A 21,222-nucleotide genomic window follows, 5' to 3' on the forward strand; every position below is an offset into this window, starting at 1 on the left:
AGTATGTTGGAGCCGTGAGGACACCGGCGAGTGTGGTGGCGGGGTTGGATTTCGGCGGCCTGGGGGACCCGGATTTCGCGGGTCGGGTGCGTGACGGGGTCGCCCGCATCGAAGAGCTGATGGACACCGAGCTGCGGGGCGGCGACGGCCTGATGACCGAGGCGGTGACCCACCTGTTCGATGCCGGCGGCAAGCGCTTCCGTCCGCTGTTCACGGTGCTGTCCGCTCAGCTCGGGCCCGAGCCCGACGCGTGGCAGGTAACGGTCGCCGGCGCGGTGATCGAGCTGGTGCACCTGGCCACGCTGTATCACGACGATGTGATGGATGAGGCGCAGATCCGCCGCGGAGCGCCGAGCGCCAATGCCCGGTGGGGCAACAACATTGCGATTCTGGCCGGCGACTACCTGTTCGCGACCGCGTCACGCCTGGTGTCGCGACTGGGCCCGGACGCGGTGCGGATCATCGCCGAGACCTTCGCAGAGCTGGTGACCGGGCAGATGCGCGAGACCCGCGGTGCGGCCGAGGGCGCGGACGCCATCGAGCACTACCTCAAGGTGGTCTACGAAAAGACGGCCTGCCTGATCTCGGCGTCGGGGCGGTTCGGCGCGACGTTCTCCGGTGCCGGCGATGAGCAGATCGAACGACTGGCCCGGCTGGGCGGGATCGTGGGCACCGCATTCCAGATCTCCGACGACATCATCGACATCGATTCCGACCCTGACGAGTCCGGCAAGCTGCCCGGCACCGATTTGCGTGAAGGTGTGCACACCCTGCCGGTGCTCTACGCGCTGCAGGGAACCGGAGCCGACGCCGAGCGGCTGCGCGTGCTGCTGGCCGGCCCGGTCACTGAGGACGCGGCGGTCGACGAGGCGCTGGGCCTGTTGCGGGCGTCGGCCGGCATGGTCCAGGCCAAGCAGACGGTGGCCGACTATGCGGCGCGGGCTCGCGCGGAGCTGGCCGAGCTGCCCGACTGTGTCGGCCGGGCAGCCCTGGCCAGCCTGGTCGACTACACCGTCAACCGACACGGCTGATCGCGGTTGCGGAACTCGTGCGACCCCGGCGGCGTTTAATGAGCACGACTGGGGTTCTTCAAGGTTCTTCAAGGAGGAGTCGATGACCTGGCACCCGCACCACAACACGGCGAAGACGTTCTTTCTGCTGTTGGTGATGTCGGCGTTGATCGTCTTGGTGGGTCGGGCCTTCGGACCGCAGATGATGTGGGTGGCGGTGCTGTTCGCCGTAGGAATGAACGCCTACACCTACTTCAACAGCGACAAGCTGGCGTTGCGGGCCATGCGTGCCCAACCGGTGACTGAGGTTCAGGCGCCGGAGATCTACCGGATCGTGCGTGAGCTGGCCACCACGGCCCACCAGCCGATGCCTCGGTTGTACGTCAGTGACACCAATGCGCCCAATGCCTTTGCCACCGGCCGGAACCCGCGCCACGCCGCGGTGTGCTGTACCAGCGGAATCCTGCGCCTGCTCAACGAACGGGAGTTGCGCGCTGTGCTCGGCCACGAGCTGTCCCACGTCTACAACCGCGACATCCTGATCTCGTGTGTCGCCGGTGCACTGGCCTCGGTGATCACCGGCTTGGCCAACATGGCGATGTTCATGGGCAACCGCCGCGACGGCAACCCGCTGGCCATGCTGCTGGTCGCCTTGGTGGGGCCGCTGGCGGCCTCGGTGGTCCGGTTGGCGGTATCGCGGTCACGCGAGTACCAGGCCGACGAATCCGGCGCCGTGCTCTCGGGCGACCCACTGGCGCTGGCCTCCGCGCTGCGCAAGATCTCCGACGGCGTGCAGGCCGCCCCGCTGCCGCCCGAGCCGGCACTGGCCAGCCAGTCGCATCTGATGATCGCCAACCCGTTCCGGGCAGGTGAAAAGGTCGGCCAGCTGTTCGCCACCCACCCCCCGATGGCTGATCGGATTCGCCGGCTCGAGGCGATGGCCCGGGGATAGCGGGGCCTGTCGGCTCCGATCAGGCGCGTCCGTTCCTGCTCGATCCGGGAACGCCCAACGCGGGCACGTCGTTGTGGACCGCATGTGCGAGCGCTTCCGGACTCACCTCAAGCCGGACCTCCGGTGCGCAGGTCGTGCAGGAGGAGTCCGCATCCTCGCCGGACTGTCCCGGCCGCACGACGGTGCCGCCGTTGGCGCAGTGCTGCTGCTGCCAGTCGTCGAGGGCTTGTTCGGCGGCGTGATCGAGGTAGGTAGTCGAGATGTCCAGGATGACCCGGGCGCCCGCGGGAATCCGCGCCAGTACGCCGGTGAGCCTCGGCAGTGCCAGGAAGGTGCAGGCGCCGGTGATGGAAACCAGCCACGCCTCGCCGACCTGCTCGGAAGTGACTTTGACCCGGATGACTCGCCAGCCGGTCATGACCAGCGCCAGTGCCAACCCGATCATGACCCCCTCCAGCAGGTTCAGGAAGACCACGCCGACGATGGTCACCGCATAGATGGCGATATCACCGCTGCGCCATGCTGTTTCGACGTGAGCCAGTTTGATCAGCTGGACGCCGACGGTGATCAGCAACCCGGCCAGCGCAGCGCTCGGAATCTGCTGGATCAGACCGGCGAACGGCAGGGCGAACAGCAGGATCCACACCCCGTGCAGGAAAGCCGACGCCCGCGATTTCGCGCCGGCACTGACGTTGGTCGCGCTGCGAACGATCACCCCGGTGATCGGCAGGCCACCGAGTAGGCCCGAGGTGACGTTCGCGGTGCCCTGCCCGATCAGTTCGCGGTTGAAGTCGGTGCGCGGGCCGTTGTGCATCCGGTCAACCGACACCGCCGAGAGCAGGCTCTCCACGCTGGCGATCAACGCCACGGTGACCACTCCGATGACGGCGGCTGCCCATTGACCGTGGGGTAGCTCAGGCAGCGCAACGGCGTCCAGCAGCGAGCCGTCGAGGGTGATGCGGCGAACATCGAGGGAGAACGTCAAGGACAGCAGCGTCGCCCCGATGATCGCCACCAGGGGGCCGGGAATCCGGCCCAGCGGACCGGGCACTGATCGCCAGGCGAGCATCGTGATGATCACCAGGATTCCCAGGAGCGGCTCAGGTCCGTTGGCGTCGATGATCTCGCTGGGTAGGGAAGTCAGGTTCACCCAGGCTGAGCTGGCCGACTTGCCGCCCAACAGGACGTGCAGTTGTTGTAGGGCGATGGTGACGCCGATACCGGCCAGCATCGCGTGCACCACCACCGGGGAGATGGCCAGCGCGGCTCGCGCCACCCGGCTCAGGCCGAGCAGAACTTGGAGCACTCCGGCGCCGACGGTGATAGCGCACGTCACCTTCCAGCCGAAGGTTGCCACCAGATCTGCGACTATCACCGTCAGGCCGGCCGCCGGCCCGCTCACCTGCAAGGGCGAGCCGCCGAACAGGCCGACGACGAGGCCGCCGACGATAGCGGCGATCAGGCCGGCCAGTACCGGCGCGTCCGAGGCGATGGCGATGCCCAGTGACAGCGGCAGCGCTACCAGGAACACCACCAATGACGCCGGGAAGTCATACCGAAGGATCGATCGTGACCTGGCTGTGCGGTTGGTGATGGCATCGCCGGCTCTTCGCGCGGTCAGCATCCGGTAACTCCCCTGCTCTTCTCATAAGACGTCGCTGAGATGCAGCAAAGATATTCATCGATTATTACCGGTTCACCAAGTGAACATGTCTAGAAAGTAAACATCGGTTACACAACCGAAGGGAATTACCAGGTTTCTGGCAGGTATTGACAGGTTTCTGGCAGTTAGAAGCCCGCTCCCTCCACTTCGTGGCCCGGTGTTTCGGCGATCAGCCCGCGGTAGGCCTGCTCGACGGTGGAGCCGTGGTTGATCACACCGTCGACCTCGCGGGCGATCGGCATGCTCAGCCCGTACTGTGCGGCGAACTTCATGATCACGCTGGCGGCCCGAACGCCCTCGGCCACCTGGTTCATCGACGCGATGATCTCGTCGATGGGCTTGCCGGATCCCAGTTGTTCGCCGACGTACCGGTTGCGGCTGCGCTGGCTGGTGCAGGTGACGATCAGGTCGCCCATCCCGGCCAGACCTGCGAACGTGTCGCGGGCCCCGCCCATGGCCTCACCCAGCTTGGACATCTCCCGTACCGAGCGCGACATCACCATGGCCCGAGTGTTCTCGCCGATCCCCAGCGAGTAGCCCATCCCGACCGCGATCGCATACACGTTCTTGAGGGCCCCGGCCATCTCGACACCGATCACGTCGTCGGTGGTGTAGACCCGGAACCGCTTGGTACGAAACAGTGACGCCAGCTCGCACGCCAGGCTCTGATCGGGCATGGCCAGCACCGCGGCTGCGGCGTATCCTTCGGCGACCTCGCGGGCGATGTTCGGCCCGGCCAGGATGCCGGCCGGATGTCCGGGCAGTATCTCGTCGACGATCTGCGACATCCGCATGTTGGTGCCCTGCTCCAGGCCCTTGACCAGCGAGACCACCGGCACCCAGGGGCGCAGCTCGGCGGCCAGCTCTTCGAGGACTCCCCGGAATCCGTGCGAGGGAACCGCCATCACGACGACATCGGCACAGTGTGCGGCCTCGGCGAAGTCGGTGGTGGCGCGAAGCGTTTCGCTGAGCTCCACGTCGTTGCCCAGGTAGCGGCTGTTGCGGTGGTTGTCGTTGATGTCGGCGGCGGTCGATTCCGATCGGACCCATTGCAGCGTCGGCGCGCGGCGCGAGCAGATAGATGCCACGGTGGTGCCGAACGATCCGCCTCCGAGCACGACGACATTGGGTGTACGAGTAGCAGCAGGCATGAGCGACAGCGTATTGCCGTCGCCACCGCCATACCGGCGGTTTGTGGACATGTCGCCTAAACGGCAGCCCAGCCACTACCCGGCCAGCGGTATCGCCTCTCCGGCCCGCCCGAACACCATGGACTCGGTGATCTGGTCGAACCGGAAGTCCAGGGCGTCGGCGAAGTAGTTCTGCCGAACGTTCCAGGGCCGTTTGGTGCCCGAGCGCGGAAGCGCGTGTGGTGCGCGCAGCACATAGCCGGCTTGGATGTCCCAGGCCGACTTCTCGGTCATCGGCTGGTCGCCCAGGTGTGGGTAAGCATGTGTGTAGCCGCGGGAAGCCATGTAGGACAGCAGGTTGGCGGTGGCGCGCGCGGTGATGTCGGCGCGCAGCGTCCAGGACGCGTTGGTGTAGCCCACGCACCAGAACAGATTCGGTACGTCTTCGAGCATGTGCGCTTTGTAGACGAATCGGTCGGTGGGTTTGATCTCGTTGCCGTCCAGGCTGATCCGCACCCCACCGAGTGCCTGTAGCTGCAGGCCGGTGGCGGTGACGATGATGTCGGCGTCCAGGTGTGCCCCGGACTGCAACGTGATTCCGGTGGTGTCGAAGTGATCGATCCGCTCGGTGACCATCTCCACACGCCCGGCGCTGATGTGGGCGTAGAGGTCGGCGTCGGGGATCAGGCATAGGCGTTGGTCCCACGGCTGATACGGCGGTTTGAAGTGGGTGTCCACGGCGTAGCCGGGGGGAAGGTTCTGCACGGCCTCGCGACGCAGCATCCACTTCAGCAGCGGAGGCGTTTTGCGGGCCAGGAACCACACGTAGCCCTCGAAGAGCGCCATGACGAACCGAATGATCGGGTGAGCGACCTTGCGGGGAAACAGCTTCGAGACCACGTTGACGAACATGCTGTACTTGGGCGCCGAGATCAGGTAGGTCGGTGTGCGCTGCAGCAGGGTCACCCGCGCGGCAGTCTCGGCCAACGCCGGCACCAGGGACATGGCAGTGGCCCCGCTGCCGATCACCACCACGTTCTTGTCGGCGTAGTCCAGATCTTGGGGCCAGTGCTGCGGGTGCACCAGCGTCCCGGCGAACGTCTCGGCACCGGGAAAGTCCGGGGTGTAGCCGTCGTCGTAGTTGTAGTAGCCGGACCCGAAGAACACGAACCTGCTGCGGTAAGTCCGCGGGGTGCCGTTCTCGTGCGCTGTCACCGCCCAGGTGTCGGTCGCCGAATCCCAGTCGGCCTCCAGGACGTGGTTGTTGAACCGGATGTGGCGGTCGATGCCGTGCTTGTGTGCTGCGTCGGTCAGGTAGTCGCGGATCTCGTCGCCGCCCGCGACCCGTTCCCGCCGGGTCCAGGGCTCATACGGCAGGCACAACGTGAAGATGCTGCTGTCGGAGCGCACTCCGGGATAGCGGAACAGATCCCACGTACCGCCGATCCGCTGGCGCCGTTCCAGGATGACGTAACTGGTGCCCGGGTTGCGCTCGGTGATTCGGTAGGCCGCGCCGATACCGGAGATGCCGGCCCCGATGATGACGACGTCCACGACCTCTTCGGTAGTCACAATCCCAGACTAGGCACCGGGCGGGCCGGCGGGTCGGGATTGCGCTAGCGGTAGTTCACGAACTGCAGCGCCACATCCAGGTCGGCACCTTTGAGCAGCGCCTGGACCGCCTGCAGGTCGTCGCGCTTCTTCGACGACACCCGGATCTCCTCGCCCTGGACCTGGGACTTGACGCCCTTGGGGCCCTCGTCGCGGATCAGCTTGTTGATCTTCTTGGCGTGCTCGGAGTCGATGCCCTGCTTGAGGCTGCCGCTCACCTTGTAGGTCTTGCCCGACGGCTGCGGGTCCCCGGCGTCGAACGCCTTCATCGAGATGTCGCGGCGGATCAGCTTTTCCTTGAAGACGTCGACGGCAGCCTTGACTCGCTCCTCGGTGGAGCTCACCAGCTCGATGGTCTCCTCGCCCTTCCAGGCGATGGTGGTGTCGGTGCCGCGGAAGTCGAACCGGGTGGCCAGTTCCTTGGCGGCCTGGTTCAAGGCATTGTCGACCTCCTGCCGATCGACCTTGCTGACGATGTCGAACGATGAGTCCGCCACGAGACCTGTCCTCTCTTGATGGGTGTGCTGGCCGATTTGTGTTGTGGGTACATCCTCGTTGTAGTCTGCTAAACGCGATACGGCAGGTTGCCCGAGCGGCCAATGGGAGCGGACTGTAAATCCGTCGGCGGAAGCCTACACAGGTTCGAATCCTGTACCTGCCACACTGGTCAGGCCCCCTTTCGAGGGGGCCTGACTTGTTTTCGGGGTCGCGGACCTGGCGGCGAGCCTCGGCGGCTGCCCGTGGGTCAGTGCGGCTTTGACCGCCAGCAGGTCCACCCGGTGGACGCTCGGCGGTTCGGAAGTGGGCCGGCAGGCGTTCCCCCGCCTCCTGCAGTCATTAAGCCGAGGGGCCCTGGAGGAGTCAACGGTTGGACACAGGCTGCGTAAAACCTTTCCGCGCAGTCAATTCCGCGGGCTCGCATCTTCGCGTACTCGCGGCGGCTTACACTCCGGCGATGCCCGCCGAGAAGGAGCCCACCATGCCCGCAGCGGATCTCGTCGTCATCGGCACGGCCCTGACGGTCAATGATGCGCAACCGACCGCCGAGGCGCTGGCTGTCACCGAGGGGCGCATCGTCGCGGTCGGCGCCCGCGCAGACATCGAGAGTCTGATCGGCCCGGACACCCAGGTGCTCGACATCGGCGACGGCTGTGTCTTGCCCGGTTTCGTCGAGGCCCACGGTCACCCGCTGATGGAGTCGGTCGTGCTGTCGGGGCGGATGGTCGACATCCGGCCCGTCACCCTGACAGACGCAGATGCCGTGGTGGATCTGGTCCGCGCAGAGGTCGCCGCGCGCGGCGCCGCGGGGGCCTACGCGATCGGCTGGGACCAGCTGCTGCAGCCGGGCCTGCCTGAGCCGACGTTGGCCTGGCTGGACGGCCTCGCACCGGACAGCCCGCTGGTGATCGTGCACAACTCGGGACACAAGGCGTACTTCAACAGCGTGGCCGGCCGAGCGGCGGGGCTGACCCGCGACACCCCGGACCCGGTCGGGGCCAAGTATGGCCGCGACGCCGCCGGTGAACTGGACGGGACCGCGGAGGAGACCGGGGCGCTCATTCCGCTGCTGGGTGAGGCCATGCTGCCCGGAGACGCTCCGGCGATGCTGCGTGCCGAGTGTGCGCGGCTCAACCGGGCGGGGTTGACGACGATCTCGGAGATGGCGTTCTCGCCGCAGTTCCGGCCATTGGTGCAGGCACTGCATGACGAGCTGACGGTACGACTGCGCACCTACGAGATATCCAATCCGCAGTTGCACACCGACGCCTCGCCAGGCGACGGTGACGACATTGCGCGTCAGGTCGGTATCAAGATCTGGGTGGACGGCTCGCCGTGGATCGGCAACATCGACCTGTCCTTCCCGTATCTGGACACCGAAGCCACCCGCGTCATCGGCGTCGAACCCGGATCGTGCGGGCACGCCAACTACACCGGTGAACAGTTGACCGAGATCGTCGAGGCGTATTTCCCGCACGGCTGGCAGATGGCCTGCCACGTGCACGGTGACAACGGCGTCGACACCATCCTCGACGTCTACGAAGATGTGTTGCGCCGGCACCCGCGCGACGATCACCGGCTGCGCCTCGAACACGTCGGTGCCATTCGCCCCGAGCAGTTGCGCCGTGCCGCCGCGTTGGGTGTCACCTGCAGCCTGTTCGTCGACCACCTGCACTACTGGGGGGATGTTCTGGTCGACGGGCTGTTCGGGGAGGAACACGGGTCACGCTGGATGCCGGCGGCCTCTGCCGTCGCGGCCGGCATTCGTATCTCCCTGCACAACGACGCGCCGGTCACCCCCGAAGAGCCGCTGCGCAATATCAGCGTCGCCGCCACCCGGGTGGCGCCCAGTGGGCGGGTCCTGGCGCCCGAGGAGCGGCTCACCGTCGAGCAGGCGATCCGGGCGCAGACCCTCGACGCGGCCTGGCAGCTGTTCGCCGACGACGTGACAGGTTCCCTGGAAGTGGGCAAGTATGCCGATCTGGTGGTGCTCTCGGCGGACCCGCGCACCGTCGCCCCGGAAGCGATCGCGGATCTAGAGGTGCGCGCCACCTTCCTGGCCGGTCGCCAGGTGGTCTGACGGCCGGGATGCGGTCGGGGCCGGCGTGATCCCGTGGTGCAACGCGGCCACGTCCGGGTGTGCTCGCGTCCGCGACTTCCAGGCGTTCTGGCCGTAAGTGTTGTAGAGGGGATTGTCGGGGTCTGTCTCCACCCCGCGGGCCAGGACGGCTAGCGCGGCAGGCAGGGTGATGCGCGCGACGGTGGCATCCAGGGCCGGGTTGAGGAAGTAGGCGATCGACACTCGGTCGGTGCCGGGCCGGGGTGAGCGCACCCGGTGACGTGTGGCTCGCAGGTAGCCGTCGGTCGCGACTTCGAGCAGTTCACCGATGTTGACGATGAACGCACCCGCCACGGGAGCCACATCCACCCATTCACCGGGCGCGCTTTCCACCTGCAGGCCCTCGGAATCGGGCTCGACGAGCAGCAGGGTCAACACCCCGGAGTCCTTGTGGGCACCGACACCTTGATCGCTGTGCGCGGTACCGGGATAGCGGATCACCTTGATCAGCGTCGACGGAGCGGTGAAAGCGTCGTCGAACAGATCTTCTCCAGCGCCCAGCGAGGCCGCCCAGTGCCCGAGCAAGGTGCGGCCCACCCAGGACAGTGAGCGATCCCACGACTCGAATGCGGGTCTGAAGGCCGCCGGCTGCTGCGGCCACAGATTCGGGCCCTGCAGGTGCCAGAAGCCCTGCGCGCCGGGCAGCGCCGGGCGTTCGGGACCGATGTCGATCTGCTCGCGCCAGTCGATGCAGCCGTTGGTCAGCTCGCCGCCCACGCGTGAATAGCCCCGGAAATGCGGGCTTTGCAACTGGCTGATCCGTTGCTTGTCCTCCTCGGGCAATCCGAAGAACTGCCGCGCCAGCTCAAGGGCCTCGGTGATCTGCGTGTCGGGCACGCCGTGACCGGTGAGATAGAAAAAGCCGTGCGTATGGGCGGCCTCCCGCAGCGCCCGGCGAAACCCGGCAGTGTCGGTGTCGGCCTCGGACAGGTCGAGCACGGGCAGCATCGCGTCGGGCTTTCGTCGTGGCTAGAGGTCGCCGGAGTAGTCGGCGGTCAGCCAGCGGTCGGGCCGAATGGTGAACAGCACGCTGGATTCGTCGTCCATGCTGGCGGCGAAGGCCCGTCCGCCTTCCTCTCCCAGATAGCGGATCGCGATGGCTTCACGTTGGTCCAGCGGTGCCGGCGTGGTGGTCTGGACCACGGTGCCTTCGACGATCACGTATTGGTAGGGCAGGTCTTCGTGCTGCACCACCAGTGTCACCACGCCGGCCTGCTCGATCAGCCTGGCCTTGCGTCTGCCGGCTCCGGTGTTGATGACGATGTCGCCGCCGGGGGTGTAGCCGTACCAGATCGGGACGCTGGCCGGTGGGCGGCCGTCGGTGGCCGCAACGGACAACACCGCGACGTGCTTGTCGGCGAGGAACTGCTGGCGTTCGGTTTCGGTGAATGGCTTGGGCATGTTCGGTCGAACACCGAGGGGGCCGTGGCTATTCCGGAGCCTAAAGACCTCTGGCGGCTGCGATGTTGGTAAGGCTAACCTTGGTTTCATGAACCTGCCGATGCCCGACCGCAAGACCGCCGACCTGCCCGGCCACTGGCTCTTCGCCCGGCTGGGCAAACGCGTCCTGCGGCCCGGCGGGCTCGAGCTGACCCACCGAATGCTGGCCGACGCGCGCCTGACCGGCGTCGATGTGGTGGAGCTGGCACCCGGCCTGGGGCGCACGGCGACCGACATCCTGGCGCGCAACCCCGGCAGCTACACCGGCGTCGAGGCCGACACGAACGCGGCCGGCGCCGTGCGTTCGGCAATCGGCAGCCGGGGCCGAGTCGTCACCGGGGAGGCCTCGCAGACCGGTCTGGACGCCGACAGCGCCGACGTCGTGATCGGCGAAGCGATGCTGACCATGCAGACCAACGCCCACAAGGCCGACATCATCCGAGAGGCCTTCCGGGTGCTGCGTCCCGGCGGCCGCTACGCCATCCACGAGATGGTGCTTCAGCCCCACGATGTGCCGGACGCCGTCAAGGACGAGGTCCGGACCGCGCTGGCCCGCTCCATCAAGGTCAACGCCCGTCCGCTGACCGCCGGGGAATGGACCGAGTTGCTCACCGAAGCGGGGTTCGCTGTGGAGAAGATCGGCTACGCGCCGATGGCACTGCTGGAGCCCCGCCGGCTGGTCGCCGACGAAGGCCTGCCCGGGGCGCTGCGGTTCGTGTTCAACGTGCTGCGCGATTCCGACGCGCGGGCCCGGGTGCGCAGTATGCGTGCGACGTTCCGCCGTCACCGCGACAACATGGCTGCCATCGAGGTGATCGCCGTCAAGCCGGCCTAGGTTTCCCGGGCCTGCAGGCCGAGCCGGAATCCTGCGACGCAACACACCGTGGGAGCGTCGCCGGATTCCGACTCGCGGCATGATGAGCCCATGACAACCCGCGACCGCGACAACTCCGGCCGCCCCCGCAACGCCCGGCCGCGGGACCGTCTGGGCCGCCCGTTGCCGCGAGGCAGCCAGGACGGTGTCCAGGGCGTTCCTGACGACCTCAACCTCCCGCCCGCGCAGATGCTCGCCTACGCGCAGCTGCTGCTGGACGACGGGCTGGCGTTCAACGCCCACGAGGTACTCGAAGCCGCCTGGAAACACCGTCCCGCCGCCGAACGTGACCTCTGGCAGGGCTTGGCGCAGCTGGCGGTGGGCGTCACGCACGTGCAACGCGGGAACGTCAGCGGTGCGATCAGTCTGCTGCGCCGCGGCGCCGAACACCTGGCGACGGTGCCGCCCCCGGCGCCGCACGGGATCGACCTGGCCGGGCTGCGGGGCTTTGCCGCGGACCTGGCCGACGACGTGGCGGCCGGAGTCACGATCGCGCCCCAGCGGCTGCACCCGCGGCTGATCGCGTGAGCGCCCCGCTGCGCTGGACGCTGGCCGACGGCCGCGAGCAGCTGTTCTTCGCGTTGCCCGGCCACACGCCAGACCCGATGCCGGATCGTCGGCCGCTGCCGCCGCGCGACCCCGAGCCGTCGCAACTACGGTTCGACCGCACCACCGGCCATTGGGTGATCATCGCCGCGCAACGCCAAGACCGAACCTATAAGCCCCCTGCCGATGCCTGCCCGCTCTGCCCCGGCCCGAGCGGCCTCACCAGTGAGGTGCCGGCCGCCGACTACGACGTGGTGGTCTTTGAGAACCGGTTCCCCAGCCTCGCGGGGCCGGGGACCAGTGTGGTCACCCCGCCCGACGCCGACGGCTTCGTCACCGAGTTTGTTTCCAAGCCGGGCGTGGGGCGCTGCGAGGTGATCTGCTTCTCGCCCGATCACACGGGATCGTTCGCCGACCTGCCGCCGGCCCACGCGCTTCTGGTGGTGCAGGCCTGGCGGCATCGCACCGCCGACCTACTGAACCGGCCCGGCATCGAGCAGGTGTTCTGCTTCGAGAACCGCGGCGAGGAGATCGGGGTGACCCTGGCCCACCCGCACGGCCAGATCTACGGCTACCCCTATCTGACCCCACGCACCGCGGCGATGCTGGCGCAGGCCCGTCAGCATCGAATTGCACATGGCACCAACCTGTTCGCCGACCTGCTGGCCGCCGAGCGCACAGACGGCACCCGAGTGGTGGCGCGCTCCGACCACTTCACCGCGTTCGTTCCCTTCGCCGCACGCTGGCCGGTAGAGGTTCACCTCTACCCGAACCGTCGGGTGCACAACCTGACTGACCTGACCGATGACGAACTCGACGACTTCGCGCTCGTCTACCGAGACCTGTTGGGCCGCTTCGACCGGATCTACGATGCCCCGCTGCCCTACATGGCCGCCCTGCACCAATACCGCGACCGCGGCGTCCAGGCCGACGGCTATTTCCACGTGGAGTTGATGTCGATCAGACGGAGTGCGTCCAAACTGAAGTATCTGGCGGCCTCGGAGTCGGCGATGGATGCGTTCATCGCCGACGTCACCCCGGAGGCTGTGGCGGCTAGGCTGCGTGACTTGTGATCACCTACTCTGCGCCGGGGCGGGTCAACCTGATCGGCGAACACACCGACTACAACGGTGGTTTCGCACTGCCTATAGCGTTGCCGCAGCGCACGCATGTCACGTTCACCCCGGACGATGCCGACACGCTCACCGTGCTCAGCGACCGCGCCGACACGCCGGTGACCATCGCGCTGGACACCAGTCCCGGCCGGATCCACGGCTGGGGTGCCTATGTCGCGGGAGTGGTCTGGGCGTTGCGCGACAGCGGATTCGCCGTCCCCGGGGGCTCGATGACCATCAGCAGTGACGTGCCGATCGGTTCGGGCCTGTCGTCCTCGGCGGCTCTGGAATGCGCGGTGCTCGGTGCGCTGAGCACCGCAGCGGGTCTACAACTCGACCGGATCGATCAGGCCCGGATCGGCCAACGCGCCGAGAATGACTATGTCGGTGCGCCAACGGGTCTGCTGGATCAGCTGTCGTCACTGTTCGGTGAGGTGTCCCATGCCCTGCTGATCGACTTCCGGGACGTCACGGTGCACCCGACACCGTTTGACCCCGATGCTTCCGGGGTGACCCTGCTGCTGCTGGACTCCGGCCAGCGGCATGGCCACGTGGACGGCGAATACGCCGCACGGCGAGCATCGTGTGAACGGGCAGCCGCCGAAATGGGGGTGGCGTCGTTGCGCGACGTTCAGCATCGGGGCGTGGAAGCGCTGAGCGCACTGCATGACCCGGTCGACGCCCGGCGTGCCAGGCATGTGCTCACCGAGAATGATCGGGTGCTGGATTTCGTCGCCGCGTGCGCGGAGCTGGACTTCGCGGCTGCCGGAGCGCTGTTCAACTCCTCGCACGCCTCGATGCGCGACGACTTCGAGATCACCACCGAGCACATCGATCTGATCGCCGACAGTGCGGTGGCCGCCGGCGCCCTCGGTGCCCGGATGACCGGCGGCGGGTTCGGCGGCTGCGTGATCGCGCTGGTGCCCACCCAGCTCACCTTGAAGGTGGGTGACGCGGTGCGCGCCGCGGTCACCGACGCCGGCTATGCCGAACCCGAGGTCAGCCGGGTGTATGCCGCGGCGGGGGCGGGATAGCGTTGTAGCTCAGATCATGTCGTTCTCGGTCAGCCATCGCATCACCGGCCAGCCGATGAACACCGGCAGCCAGCAGGTCAACACCCGGTAGAGCAGTACCGAGGGGACCGCCAGCGCGGCGGGCACGCCGAACGCGGCCAGCCCACCGATCAGGGCGGCCTCCACCGCTCCCACCCCGCCCGGTGTCGGTGCGGCAGAGGCCAGCGTGCCGCCGACCATCGTCACCACCGTGACGGTCACAAACGAGGTGTTGCCGCCGAAGGCCTCCACGCTGGCCCACAGGGCCAGCGCCGCACCGAGGGTGGTGCCGGCGGCGCCCAGCACGATCAACGCCAGGCGTCTGGGCTCGCGGGCGAGCTCCACCAGGTCCCCGGTTACTTCGGTCAGGCGCGGACGCAGCGCAGTGGTCAGCCAGCGCCGCAGGTTCGGAACCAGCAGCACGATTCCGGCCAGGCCGAGCGCCACGCCGGCGATCAGATAGAGCAGGGTGGCGCCGGGCACGAAGTGGGACAGATCCATCGAGGCGCCCGCGGCGGTGGTGAAGATGACCAGCAGGATCACGTGCACGATCACCTGCACCGACTGCTGCAACGCGACGGCGGCCGTCGCGCGCAGGGTGCTCAGGCCCCCCTTCTGCAGGAACCGGGTGCTCAGCGCCAGGCCACCGACGCCAGCCGGGGTGGTGGTGGCCGCGAAGGTGTTGGCCACCTGCATGATCGCCAGATCTCGAAACCGGACCAAGCCGTTGGCGCAAGCCCAGAGGGCACCGGCGGCGCCGACATAGGTCAGCGACGAGACGATCAGCCCAACCATCGCCCAGGCCCAGTTCGCCTGCCTCAGTTGGGAGAAGAACGTGGGCACCTGGCTGATGAACGGGTAGGCGACATAGACCAGGGCAACGAGCAAGACCAGCTGGATCAACTGGCTGCGGGTGAACCGGGTGATGGTCTTGGTCTGGATCTGATCGGTACCGGTCTGGCGCTTGACCTCCTCGCGAGCGGCGGCGATCACGGTGCCGACGTCGGGCACGGCGCTGCGCAGGCGCGCGGGTACCGCCGATTTGGTGAGGCGGCGCGAGGCGGCCAGCACCGCGGTGCGGCCGAAGTACTCGATGGCCGCCTCCACTGCCGCGGCCGGTTCGTAGAGCCACGACGTCGTCACCAACAACTGGGCGATATCGGACTGCAGTTGGGTGTCGGTGGCGCCGTACTCGGCGTTGCCGAAGCCGCCGAACAGCACGGTGCCGCCGTCGACGGTCATCTCCTTGCTGCGCAGGTCGCCGTGCGAGATCTGTTGATCGTGCAGATGCCGCAGGGATTCCCAGGATTTGCTCACCGGAGTGGTGGCGGTGCTATTGGCGAGCGGAGTTCCGCGGGGCGGGGTATGGGCGTAGAGCGTCCAGCCTCGGTCCAGGGAGGCGACCGCGACGGTCTTGGTGTTGGCGAACCCGGTATCGCCGATGCAGATCGCCATCAGCCCGCGGTGCTCCACCGCGCGGTGCAGCGAGGCATGCAGTGGCGCGGTTTCGGTGGTGCGTAGCCGGAATTTGCGCCAGAGCTGGCGCAGGGCGCCTCCGCTGCGCTGGTTGGGGCCGTACAACTCGATGATCGCCGGGTGTTCGCCGACGGTGGACAGCACCAGGGGGCCGGGGCCGGCGGGCCGGATGACCGCGAGTTCGGTGACGGCGTGACCCCGGCGCGCCAGGGTGCGCACGGCGGCGTCCAGCGGCACCTCCAGCGCCGGGGTACCGACGATCAGGATCACCAGCGCGCCGACGAACCAGCCGACCGCCAGACCCAGCAGCGAGCGGGCCGGCACGATCGCGCTGACCACCAAGTGGATGGGCACGAAGGCCAGCAGTAGCGCCCACCACCAGCGCCGCCAGCGGGCCGGCAGCCACGGCCCGGAGACGGTGAGCATCGCGGCGAGCATGGCGATCCACCGCGGATCGTCGAGGAACTGCGCCAGGGTGGTGGCCAGCCGGTCGGAGAGATCGAAATGCCAGTTGGGTGCCGCCATGCCGGTGCTGCGAATGGACAGTGACACCACCGCGAGCAGCCCGGCCACGGCATAGGCCCCGAGCAGTTTCCACTGCCGGGAGACCACCAGCCCGATCAGGATCGCGAACGGCAACACCAAGATCGCGATGCCGTAGGCCAGGTAGACCAGGTTGGCGTGGACGGGGGAGAGCACCCCCACGATCTGCGATACCGACCGCTCCAGGGCCACCCATTCGTAGCGGGTGACCAGCGAGCTGGTGATGACGGTGGCGAGAAAGAGCGTGGCCAACACCAGACGCAGAATGTCGTTGGTGCGTCGGGTCAGCGGCTGCAGCAGGTTGCCGGTGACGGCGACGTCGCGCCCCTCAACTCGCATGATCTCTTTCGGTCCGTCTCATGCCGCATCGCATGGCGGCTCGCCACAACTTAACCGGTGAGCTGGGGTATCACGGTGGTTTGTTCGTGAGATACGGCCGCGTCGCCCCGCCTGAGTCCCATCCGTCACAGTTGTCACTGGCTGGTAGGGGTGTCGGGTATGCCCGCCTCTGAGCGACAACCGCCTCGCCGCCGGCTCAGAGCGGGTAGCTGACCCCGGTCATCTTCTCTGACTCCTCCCAGAGCCGCAGCCACAACTGCCGGTCGTTCGACAGTTTGTTGGAGGGGCAGGGCCCCACCGGGCCGCGGGACTGGTTCAGTTTCATGGGTCCCCAGTAGATGTCCGGGTCGGCATCGGGGACGGTGGCCGCGAACAGGGTGGACTCGGCGCCCCGCTCCGGCGGCTGGCCCACCAGGTATAGGCCGTACTTGGCGATCAGACCGACAACGGTCTTGTCGTTGTTGAACAGCTCGGTGCTCGACACCCCGGGGTGTACTCCATAGGAGCGCACCGGCGAACCGGCCGCCACGAGCCTGCGCTGCAGTTCGCGGGCGAACATCAGATTGGCCAGCTTGGACTGCGCGTAGGCCAGGTTGCGCTGGTAGGGACGGTGCTCGTAGTTGAGGTCGTCGACCCAGAACTTCGGCGTCTGCTTGTGCGCGATGCTCGCCACGGTCACCACCCGGTCGCTGATCCGATCCAGGAGCAGGCCGGTCAGTGCGAAGTGGCCCAGGTGGTTGACCCCGAACTGCACCTCGAAGCCGTCCACGGTCCGCCGTTTCGGGATGTTCATGATCCCGGCGTTGTTGATCAGCACGTCGAATCCGCCTTGCTGGCCGGCGAACTCGCGCACCGACTCCAGGCTGCCCAGGTCCAGCGCCGCCACCGTCACGTCGCCGTCGATGCCGTCGGCGATCTCCTGGGCCTTGGCGGTGTTACGGCAGGCCATCACCACCGCAGCGCCCTTGGCGGCGAGGGTGCGGGTGATCACCACGCCCAGACCACCGTTGGCGCCGGTCACCACGAAGGTGCGGCCGGACTGATCGGGGGTGTCAGTGATTCGGAAAGACATGCTGGTCACCGTACCTGCCGGTGCTGGTGGTCGGCGTCTACACCCAGTGCAGGACTTGGGTGACGATCACCGGCGGGAGGACGGCGAGGGCAATGGTCAGGGGTGTCGCCAGACAGCCGATGAGGATGCCCAAGCCCACTTGGGCTGTTCTGACGCCACCGGTCTGCCACATGAAGAAGCCGGTGGGTACCAGGATCGCTGTGGCGATGCCGAGCAGGTAGAGCTGCAGGATCCAATAGGGGAATAACGTCCACGTCGCGGCTTCGACTACCGCGATGGTGGCCACTGCGGCGACAAAACCGTACGGGCCGTAGCGATCCTTGGCAGGTGGGGCGCTCATCAGGGCCGCAATACGGTCAGGAAAGCCAGGACGAAAGACAAGCCGACCGCGGCCACAGCCACTGCGGCTCCGCCGAGGGCAAAGCCCAGGCCGTGCCGGCGCGGCGATTCCGCGCACAGCAGTCTTGCGGCCAGCACGACCGAGGCATCAGTGGTGATGGTGGTGGTGACCACGACCAAGAGGGAAATCCGGGCATCAGTGTTGATCGGAAAGCGGGCCAGTAACCAGCCGATGCCTAACGCTGCTGCGAACACACCTTGGACGACGAGCGGTGCCGCCCAGGTGGCGGTGCGCCACACCTCGGGGCTGCTGCCGCGGATGCGGCTCGGAAGTGCGACAAGCATCTAGGCGCTCCTCTCGGTGGTCACGCGGGGACACCGCCGGGCCTACCCGAGGCCGACGATACCGACGGCGGTGCGGTGGTCGGCCCGAAATCGGTGGCGGGGATCGGGGTCCGGACGTCGAAGCGCGGATTCCAGGATCCGCCGTGATCGAATGGCGCAAAGGCTGTGCCCCCAGCGCCGATGTCATGGTGGAACGGCAGGTTGAACATCGGTGCGTGGCTGCCACCGGACTGCGCGGGGTCGATCAATACGGTCCGGGTGCTGCCGCCGGGCAGATCCTGGTAAACCTCCAGCGACGGGTAGTCAGTTCGGGTGCCGTCGACGTGGACCCCGCCCGGGCCGGGGGTGAACACCAAGTCGCCGTTGACGCTCAGGCGGTGGCTGCCCAGCGGTCCGTGAGCGTCGGTCGAGGGGCTCATCGCCAGGGGGTTGCCCGCGTCGTACCTGATCCGTACCGAACCGTCCGAAGCTTGCGTCACGCTGCCTTGGGGGACACCGGTTTTCACCTGAAGTGCGGAGCCGTCGGAATCGAGTTCGATGGAGGGATTCTGGCGCATCACCACGATGCCGTTGTCGTAGTCGATGTAGGCGGTGACCTTGGTGTCCTCGGGGTCGAAGTCCTTCGTTGCGCCCCTGCCGTTGCCTGCGTCGCGTGCGCTCAACCGATGCACCCACGGCTGTTCGATCCACTGCGATGTGCGCACCACGCCCTGCCCGGCCACCGGATCGATCTTGACCACCCGAACTTGGGAGTGCACACCATGGAACTCCGGGTTGTAGGTGTGCGCGTCGAGCGCGGCGGCGGTGGTCCAGTCGGATGCCGACGTCGGCGCCCGGCCGAAGACCTCCCGGAACGCGTCGACCTGATTCCGCCGTCGCTCGTCATCGGTGGCCGGGCCTCGTTTGTGGTCGACGGCCTGGATGCTCGGCCGCTGCCGATCCTCGGTCGAATAACCGCCTCCCAGAGCCCGAGTCGCCCGCGCGCGGGCCCGACTGTCGGCCACGGTGTCGGCGATCACCTGGTGGATATCGCAGGTCTTGGCGGTCAGGAAACGCTGGAACTGGCGGGCGCCGACGGGTGTGTCCAACGTCGCGCGATGCTGTGCCACTGCGTGGCGTATCTCGGCTTCGATGCTGTCGAGCCGCCGACGGCCCGCAACGGTGACCTGGGCTGCGTCGTGCAGGGTGGCCACAAAGGCCCGATCGGTGTGCACCGACCGTTGCAGCCGCCGCGCCAGTGCGGCCTCGCGTGTGCGCGCGGCGTCGGCGTGGGCGCCGAGTTCCTCGGGCATAGCCGGGACGCTAGTTCAACGGTGGCCGCAGCGGTATTCACCCTGACCCGGCCGGCGTCAGTCCTTGAAATACACCAGCTGATGGGTGCTGGTCAGCAACCGGCCTGCACGTGACCACAAGTGCGCGCTCTGGTCGAAGTAGCCGCGCGAGAACCGGTTGGCGTGCGCGCTGGCCAGCAGGTAATCACTTCCGACAGCGTCGATTTCGCTGTGGTCGACGTGAAAATAGGTGGTCAAGGTGATGGTTCCGGCGGGCAGGAAACGCCCGCGGCGCAAGAACACACGAGGAAAGAACACGTCCGACAGGCAGGCCAACGCGGCGAAGTCGAGCATGCGGTCCTGGGCGTCGCGCACCCACAGTGTGGTGGTCGAGGAGGGACTGGGCTCACCGGCCCCAAGCGGCACCGGGCCGTCGGTGAAGCGCATGTCGTAGCGCTTGGCCCAGACGATCGCGTCGACGAACGAACCCGGCTCGACCTCTTCGGGCGCGGTGACACTCGGCGGGCGGCTTTCGTCGTCGGCCCAGGTGTCGCGGTGTAGACCGAACAGTGCGGTTGCGGTGGTCTTGACCTCGTCGTCCTGGCGAAGTTCCAGCAGCCAGTGCTGGTTGCTGCGGTTGGTCCGGGCGGCGCGCAGGCAGATCTCGAACGCGCCGTCGGTGATCGGGGCGGCGAAGTTGACGGTCAGCGCCAACGGATCGCCGATCCGATCGGGGTGAGATTCGACGGCGCGCAACAGGACGGCCGCGGTGATCCCCCCGAATGGCCCGACCATGTTGGCCCACTCGGGATCGGTGGCGCCGCGAACGGTACCGGCGTCGACGGTCTTGAGCCGCATGGCGCGGTCGAAGGGGTGCGAGGAGGCGGTCACGGTGCTCCTATGAGGTGGGCGGAACGACATCGGTCACGCTATCGCGGTGACCAGCCAGGTACGGCCCGGGAACTTCACGACCCCGTCGACCCGCAGCCGGCGCAGCTCATCACGCAACTCGTCGACGGCTGCGGCCCAACCGTCGTCGCCCAGCCGCTCCTGCAACTCGGCGCGAGCCTGCTGTCCGGTGCGGTTGGCCAGGATCAACCTCACCCGTTCCTCGACACCGTCGCTGTCGCCGATACCGAAGTCACACACCCCGTCGAATGCTTCGAGTGCCACGTCGCCCCAGCCGGCGTCGGCCAGTACCGCCCGCACTCGATCGGGATCGCCGAAGGCCAGCGGCCCGGGCAGCGTGGGGTCCAGCGCCGGGGGCGGCGATTCCAATTTGGCGGCCAGCACGTCGATGCCTGTGGTGAACATCGGATTTTCACCGTCGCGCCAGCACACGAACACCAGCCGGGCTCCCGGGGAGGCCGCCTGGCGGATGTTGGTGAACGCGGCCACCGGGTCGTCGAAGAACATCACCCCGAACCGGGAGATCACCCGGTCGAACGAGGCCCCGCCAACGGCCGCCTGCAGGTCCATGGTCTGGGCGTCGCCGAGGCTGACCGTGGCCTCGGGCACCTGCCGGCGGGCCGCCTGCACCATCGGCTCGGAGATGTCCACCCCGACCGGGATGGCGCCCAGGGCCGCCGAACGCTGCAGCAACGCCCCGGAACCACAGCCGATATCCAGGACCCGCGCACCGGCCCGGATGTCGGCGGAGCGGATCACCGCGTCGGCGAATGGCGCCAGGACGGCCTCGAAGATCGCCGCGTTCTCGACCCAGTCGATGCCCTGGGCTGCCCAGGCGTGCTGCTGTTCCTCATTCGCCATGCCCCGAGCGTAGGGCCGAGGACCGGGGTGGACGTGTCGCGGCCCATGATGGTGGCT

The 21,222-nt window shown here is 67.6% G+C and carries 20 protein-coding genes and 1 tRNA gene; 8 read left to right on the plus strand and 13 right to left on the minus strand.

Features of this window, described 5'->3' with window-relative positions; translation table 11 throughout:
• Window positions 1-14: 14 nt before the first annotated feature.
• Together grcC1 and htpX are read left to right on the plus strand one after the other, a co-directional pair.
• The gene (grcC1, locus tag G6N09_RS11195) at window positions 15-1,031 is read left to right on the plus strand and encodes a nonaprenyl/(2E,6E)-farnesyl/geranylgeranyl diphosphat synthase (RefSeq protein WP_165756561.1); all 1,017 of its coding nucleotides are present in this window, start codon (window positions 15-17) and stop codon (window positions 1,029-1,031) included.
• 82 nt (window positions 1,032-1,113) lie between these two features.
• The gene (gene htpX, locus G6N09_RS11200; protein WP_083022725.1) at window positions 1,114-1,962 is read left to right on the plus strand and encodes a zinc metalloprotease HtpX; all 849 of its coding nucleotides are present in this window, start codon (window positions 1,114-1,116) and stop codon (window positions 1,960-1,962) included.
• Between the two features lie 19 nt (window positions 1,963-1,981).
• Here htpX and G6N09_RS11205 read toward each other — a convergent pair whose 3' ends face one another.
• The 4 genes from G6N09_RS11205 to G6N09_RS11220 form a co-directional block, all read right to left on the minus strand.
• Window positions 1,982-3,586 (minus strand): SulP family inorganic anion transporter, encoded by a 1,605-nt coding sequence (locus G6N09_RS11205; protein WP_083022726.1) that lies wholly within the window; start codon window positions 3,584-3,586, stop codon window positions 1,982-1,984.
• Between the two features lie 164 nt (window positions 3,587-3,750).
• Window positions 3,751-4,776, minus strand: a complete 1,026-nt coding sequence (locus G6N09_RS11210) for an NAD(P)H-dependent glycerol-3-phosphate dehydrogenase (RefSeq protein ID WP_083022825.1) — start codon at window positions 4,774-4,776, stop codon at window positions 3,751-3,753.
• Between the two features lie 75 nt (window positions 4,777-4,851).
• The gene (locus tag G6N09_RS11215; RefSeq protein ID WP_083022727.1) at window positions 4,852-6,327 is read right to left on the minus strand and encodes a flavin-containing monooxygenase; all 1,476 of its coding nucleotides are present in this window, start codon (window positions 6,325-6,327) and stop codon (window positions 4,852-4,854) included.
• 44 nt (window positions 6,328-6,371) lie between these two features.
• Window positions 6,372-6,863: a YajQ family cyclic di-GMP-binding protein gene (locus G6N09_RS11220; protein WP_083022728.1), complete on the minus strand. Its 492-nt coding sequence runs from the start codon at window positions 6,861-6,863 to the stop codon at window positions 6,372-6,374.
• Between the two features lie 81 nt (window positions 6,864-6,944).
• On the opposite strand from G6N09_RS11220, the gene G6N09_RS11225 reads away from it, so the two are divergent.
• Together G6N09_RS11225 and G6N09_RS11230 are read left to right on the plus strand one after the other, a co-directional pair.
• Window positions 6,945-7,027: transfer RNA gene (locus G6N09_RS11225), tRNA-Tyr, on the plus strand.
• 318 nt (window positions 7,028-7,345) lie between these two features.
• Window positions 7,346-8,944: an amidohydrolase gene (locus tag G6N09_RS11230; RefSeq protein WP_083022826.1), complete on the plus strand. Its 1,599-nt coding sequence runs from the start codon at window positions 7,346-7,348 to the stop codon at window positions 8,942-8,944.
• Here G6N09_RS11230 and G6N09_RS11235 read toward each other — a convergent pair.
• Both G6N09_RS11235 and G6N09_RS11240 read right to left on the minus strand, forming a co-directional pair.
• Window positions 8,900-9,931, minus strand: a complete 1,032-nt coding sequence (locus G6N09_RS11235) for an isopenicillin N synthase family dioxygenase (RefSeq protein ID WP_083022729.1) — start codon at window positions 9,929-9,931, stop codon at window positions 8,900-8,902. The two genes, G6N09_RS11230 and G6N09_RS11235, sit on opposite strands and share 45 nt — an antisense overlap.
• Window positions 9,932-9,952: 21 nt before the next feature.
• On the minus strand, window positions 9,953-10,384 hold the full coding sequence (locus G6N09_RS11240; RefSeq protein WP_083022730.1) for a TIGR03618 family F420-dependent PPOX class oxidoreductase: 432 nt from the start codon (window positions 10,382-10,384) through the stop codon (window positions 9,953-9,955).
• Window positions 10,385-10,472: 88 nt separating this feature from the next.
• Here G6N09_RS11240 and G6N09_RS11245 point away from each other — a divergent pair, with 88 nt between their 5' ends.
• The 4 genes from G6N09_RS11245 (at window position 10,473) to G6N09_RS11260 (ending at window position 13,992) form a co-directional block, all read left to right on the plus strand.
• A complete protein-coding gene (locus G6N09_RS11245) occupies window positions 10,473-11,258 on the plus strand; it encodes a class I SAM-dependent methyltransferase (RefSeq protein WP_083022731.1) in 786 nt (261 codons plus the stop codon).
• Between the two features lie 90 nt (window positions 11,259-11,348).
• Window positions 11,349-11,825 (plus strand): DUF309 domain-containing protein, encoded by a 477-nt coding sequence (locus tag G6N09_RS11250; RefSeq protein ID WP_083022732.1) that lies wholly within the window; start codon window positions 11,349-11,351, stop codon window positions 11,823-11,825.
• Window positions 11,822-12,916: a galactose-1-phosphate uridylyltransferase gene (gene galT / locus G6N09_RS11255; RefSeq protein WP_083022733.1), complete on the plus strand. Its 1,095-nt coding sequence runs from the start codon at window positions 11,822-11,824 to the stop codon at window positions 12,914-12,916. The genes G6N09_RS11250 and galT overlap by 4 nt, the downstream gene beginning before the upstream one ends.
• On the plus strand, window positions 12,913-13,992 hold the full coding sequence (locus G6N09_RS11260; RefSeq protein WP_083022734.1) for a galactokinase: 1,080 nt from the start codon (window positions 12,913-12,915) through the stop codon (window positions 13,990-13,992). The genes galT and G6N09_RS11260 overlap by 4 nt, the downstream gene beginning before the upstream one ends.
• 9 nt (window positions 13,993-14,001) lie before the next feature.
• On the opposite strand, the gene G6N09_RS11265 is transcribed toward G6N09_RS11260, so the two are convergent.
• The 7 genes from G6N09_RS11265 to G6N09_RS11295 form a co-directional block, all read right to left on the minus strand.
• Entirely contained in the window at window positions 14,002-16,368 is a 2,367-nt protein-coding gene (locus tag G6N09_RS11265; protein WP_083022735.1) for a lysylphosphatidylglycerol synthase transmembrane domain-containing protein, read from the minus strand.
• Between the two features lie 196 nt (window positions 16,369-16,564).
• A complete protein-coding gene (locus G6N09_RS11270) occupies window positions 16,565-17,440 on the minus strand; it encodes an oxidoreductase (RefSeq protein ID WP_083022827.1) in 876 nt (291 codons plus the stop codon).
• Window positions 17,441-17,477: 37 nt separating this feature from the next.
• The gene (locus G6N09_RS11275) at window positions 17,478-17,780 is read right to left on the minus strand and encodes a hypothetical protein (RefSeq protein ID WP_083022736.1); all 303 of its coding nucleotides are present in this window, start codon (window positions 17,778-17,780) and stop codon (window positions 17,478-17,480) included.
• Window positions 17,780-18,124, minus strand: coding sequence for a hypothetical protein (locus G6N09_RS11280; protein ID WP_083022737.1), 345 nt, complete (start codon window positions 18,122-18,124; stop codon window positions 17,780-17,782). Before G6N09_RS11280 ends, G6N09_RS11275 begins: the two co-directional genes overlap by 1 nt.
• Before the next feature lie 20 nt (window positions 18,125-18,144).
• Complete coding sequence (locus tag G6N09_RS11285) at window positions 18,145-19,416, minus strand: DUF4226 domain-containing protein (RefSeq protein ID WP_083022738.1); 1,272 nt, start codon at window positions 19,414-19,416, stop codon at window positions 18,145-18,147.
• Window positions 19,417-19,473: 57 nt separating this feature from the next.
• Entirely contained in the window at window positions 19,474-20,253 is a 780-nt protein-coding gene (locus G6N09_RS11290; RefSeq protein WP_234806906.1) for an acyl-CoA thioesterase, read from the minus strand.
• A 66-nt stretch (window positions 20,254-20,319) separates the two neighbouring features.
• Complete coding sequence (locus G6N09_RS11295) at window positions 20,320-21,165, minus strand: class I SAM-dependent methyltransferase (RefSeq protein WP_083022740.1); 846 nt, start codon at window positions 21,163-21,165, stop codon at window positions 20,320-20,322.
• Window positions 21,166-21,222: the final 57 nt, after the last annotated feature.

Source organism: Mycolicibacter minnesotensis (assembly GCF_010731755.1).
Lineage (GTDB): Bacteria > Actinomycetota > Actinomycetes > Mycobacteriales > Mycobacteriaceae > Mycobacterium > Mycobacterium minnesotense.

Coding starts and splice junctions, on each gene's coding strand:
- htpX (WP_083022725.1), top strand. CDS start 1,114: ATGACCTGGCACCCGCACCACAACACGGCGAAGACGTTCTTTCTGCTG.
- G6N09_RS11205 (WP_083022726.1), bottom strand. CDS start 3,586: ATGCTGACCGCGCGAAGAGCCGGCGATGCCATCACCAACCGCACAGCC.
- G6N09_RS11210 (WP_083022825.1), bottom strand. CDS start 4,776: ATGCCTGCTGCTACTCGTACACCCAATGTCGTCGTGCTCGGAGGCGGA.
- G6N09_RS11230 (WP_083022826.1), top strand. CDS start 7,346: ATGCCCGCAGCGGATCTCGTCGTCATCGGCACGGCCCTGACGGTCAAT.
- G6N09_RS11235 (WP_083022729.1), bottom strand. CDS start 9,931: ATGCTGCCCGTGCTCGACCTGTCCGAGGCCGACACCGACACTGCCGGG.
- G6N09_RS11240 (WP_083022730.1), bottom strand. CDS start 10,384: ATGCCCAAGCCATTCACCGAAACCGAACGCCAGCAGTTCCTCGCCGAC.
- G6N09_RS11245 (WP_083022731.1), top strand. CDS start 10,473: ATGAACCTGCCGATGCCCGACCGCAAGACCGCCGACCTGCCCGGCCAC.
- G6N09_RS11250 (WP_083022732.1), top strand. CDS start 11,349: ATGACAACCCGCGACCGCGACAACTCCGGCCGCCCCCGCAACGCCCGG.
- G6N09_RS11265 (WP_083022735.1), bottom strand. CDS start 16,368: ATGCGAGTTGAGGGGCGCGACGTCGCCGTCACCGGCAACCTGCTGCAG.
- G6N09_RS11270 (WP_083022827.1), bottom strand. CDS start 17,440: ATGTCTTTCCGAATCACTGACACCCCCGATCAGTCCGGCCGCACCTTC.
- G6N09_RS11275 (WP_083022736.1), bottom strand. CDS start 17,780: ATGAGCGCCCCACCTGCCAAGGATCGCTACGGCCCGTACGGTTTTGTC.
- G6N09_RS11280 (WP_083022737.1), bottom strand. CDS start 18,124: ATGCTTGTCGCACTTCCGAGCCGCATCCGCGGCAGCAGCCCCGAGGTG.
- G6N09_RS11285 (WP_083022738.1), bottom strand. CDS start 19,416: ATGCCCGAGGAACTCGGCGCCCACGCCGACGCCGCGCGCACACGCGAG.
- G6N09_RS11290 (WP_234806906.1), bottom strand. CDS start 20,253: ATGCGGCTCAAGACCGTCGACGCCGGTACCGTTCGCGGCGCCACCGAT.
- G6N09_RS11295 (WP_083022740.1), bottom strand. CDS start 21,165: ATGGCGAATGAGGAACAGCAGCACGCCTGGGCAGCCCAGGGCATCGAC.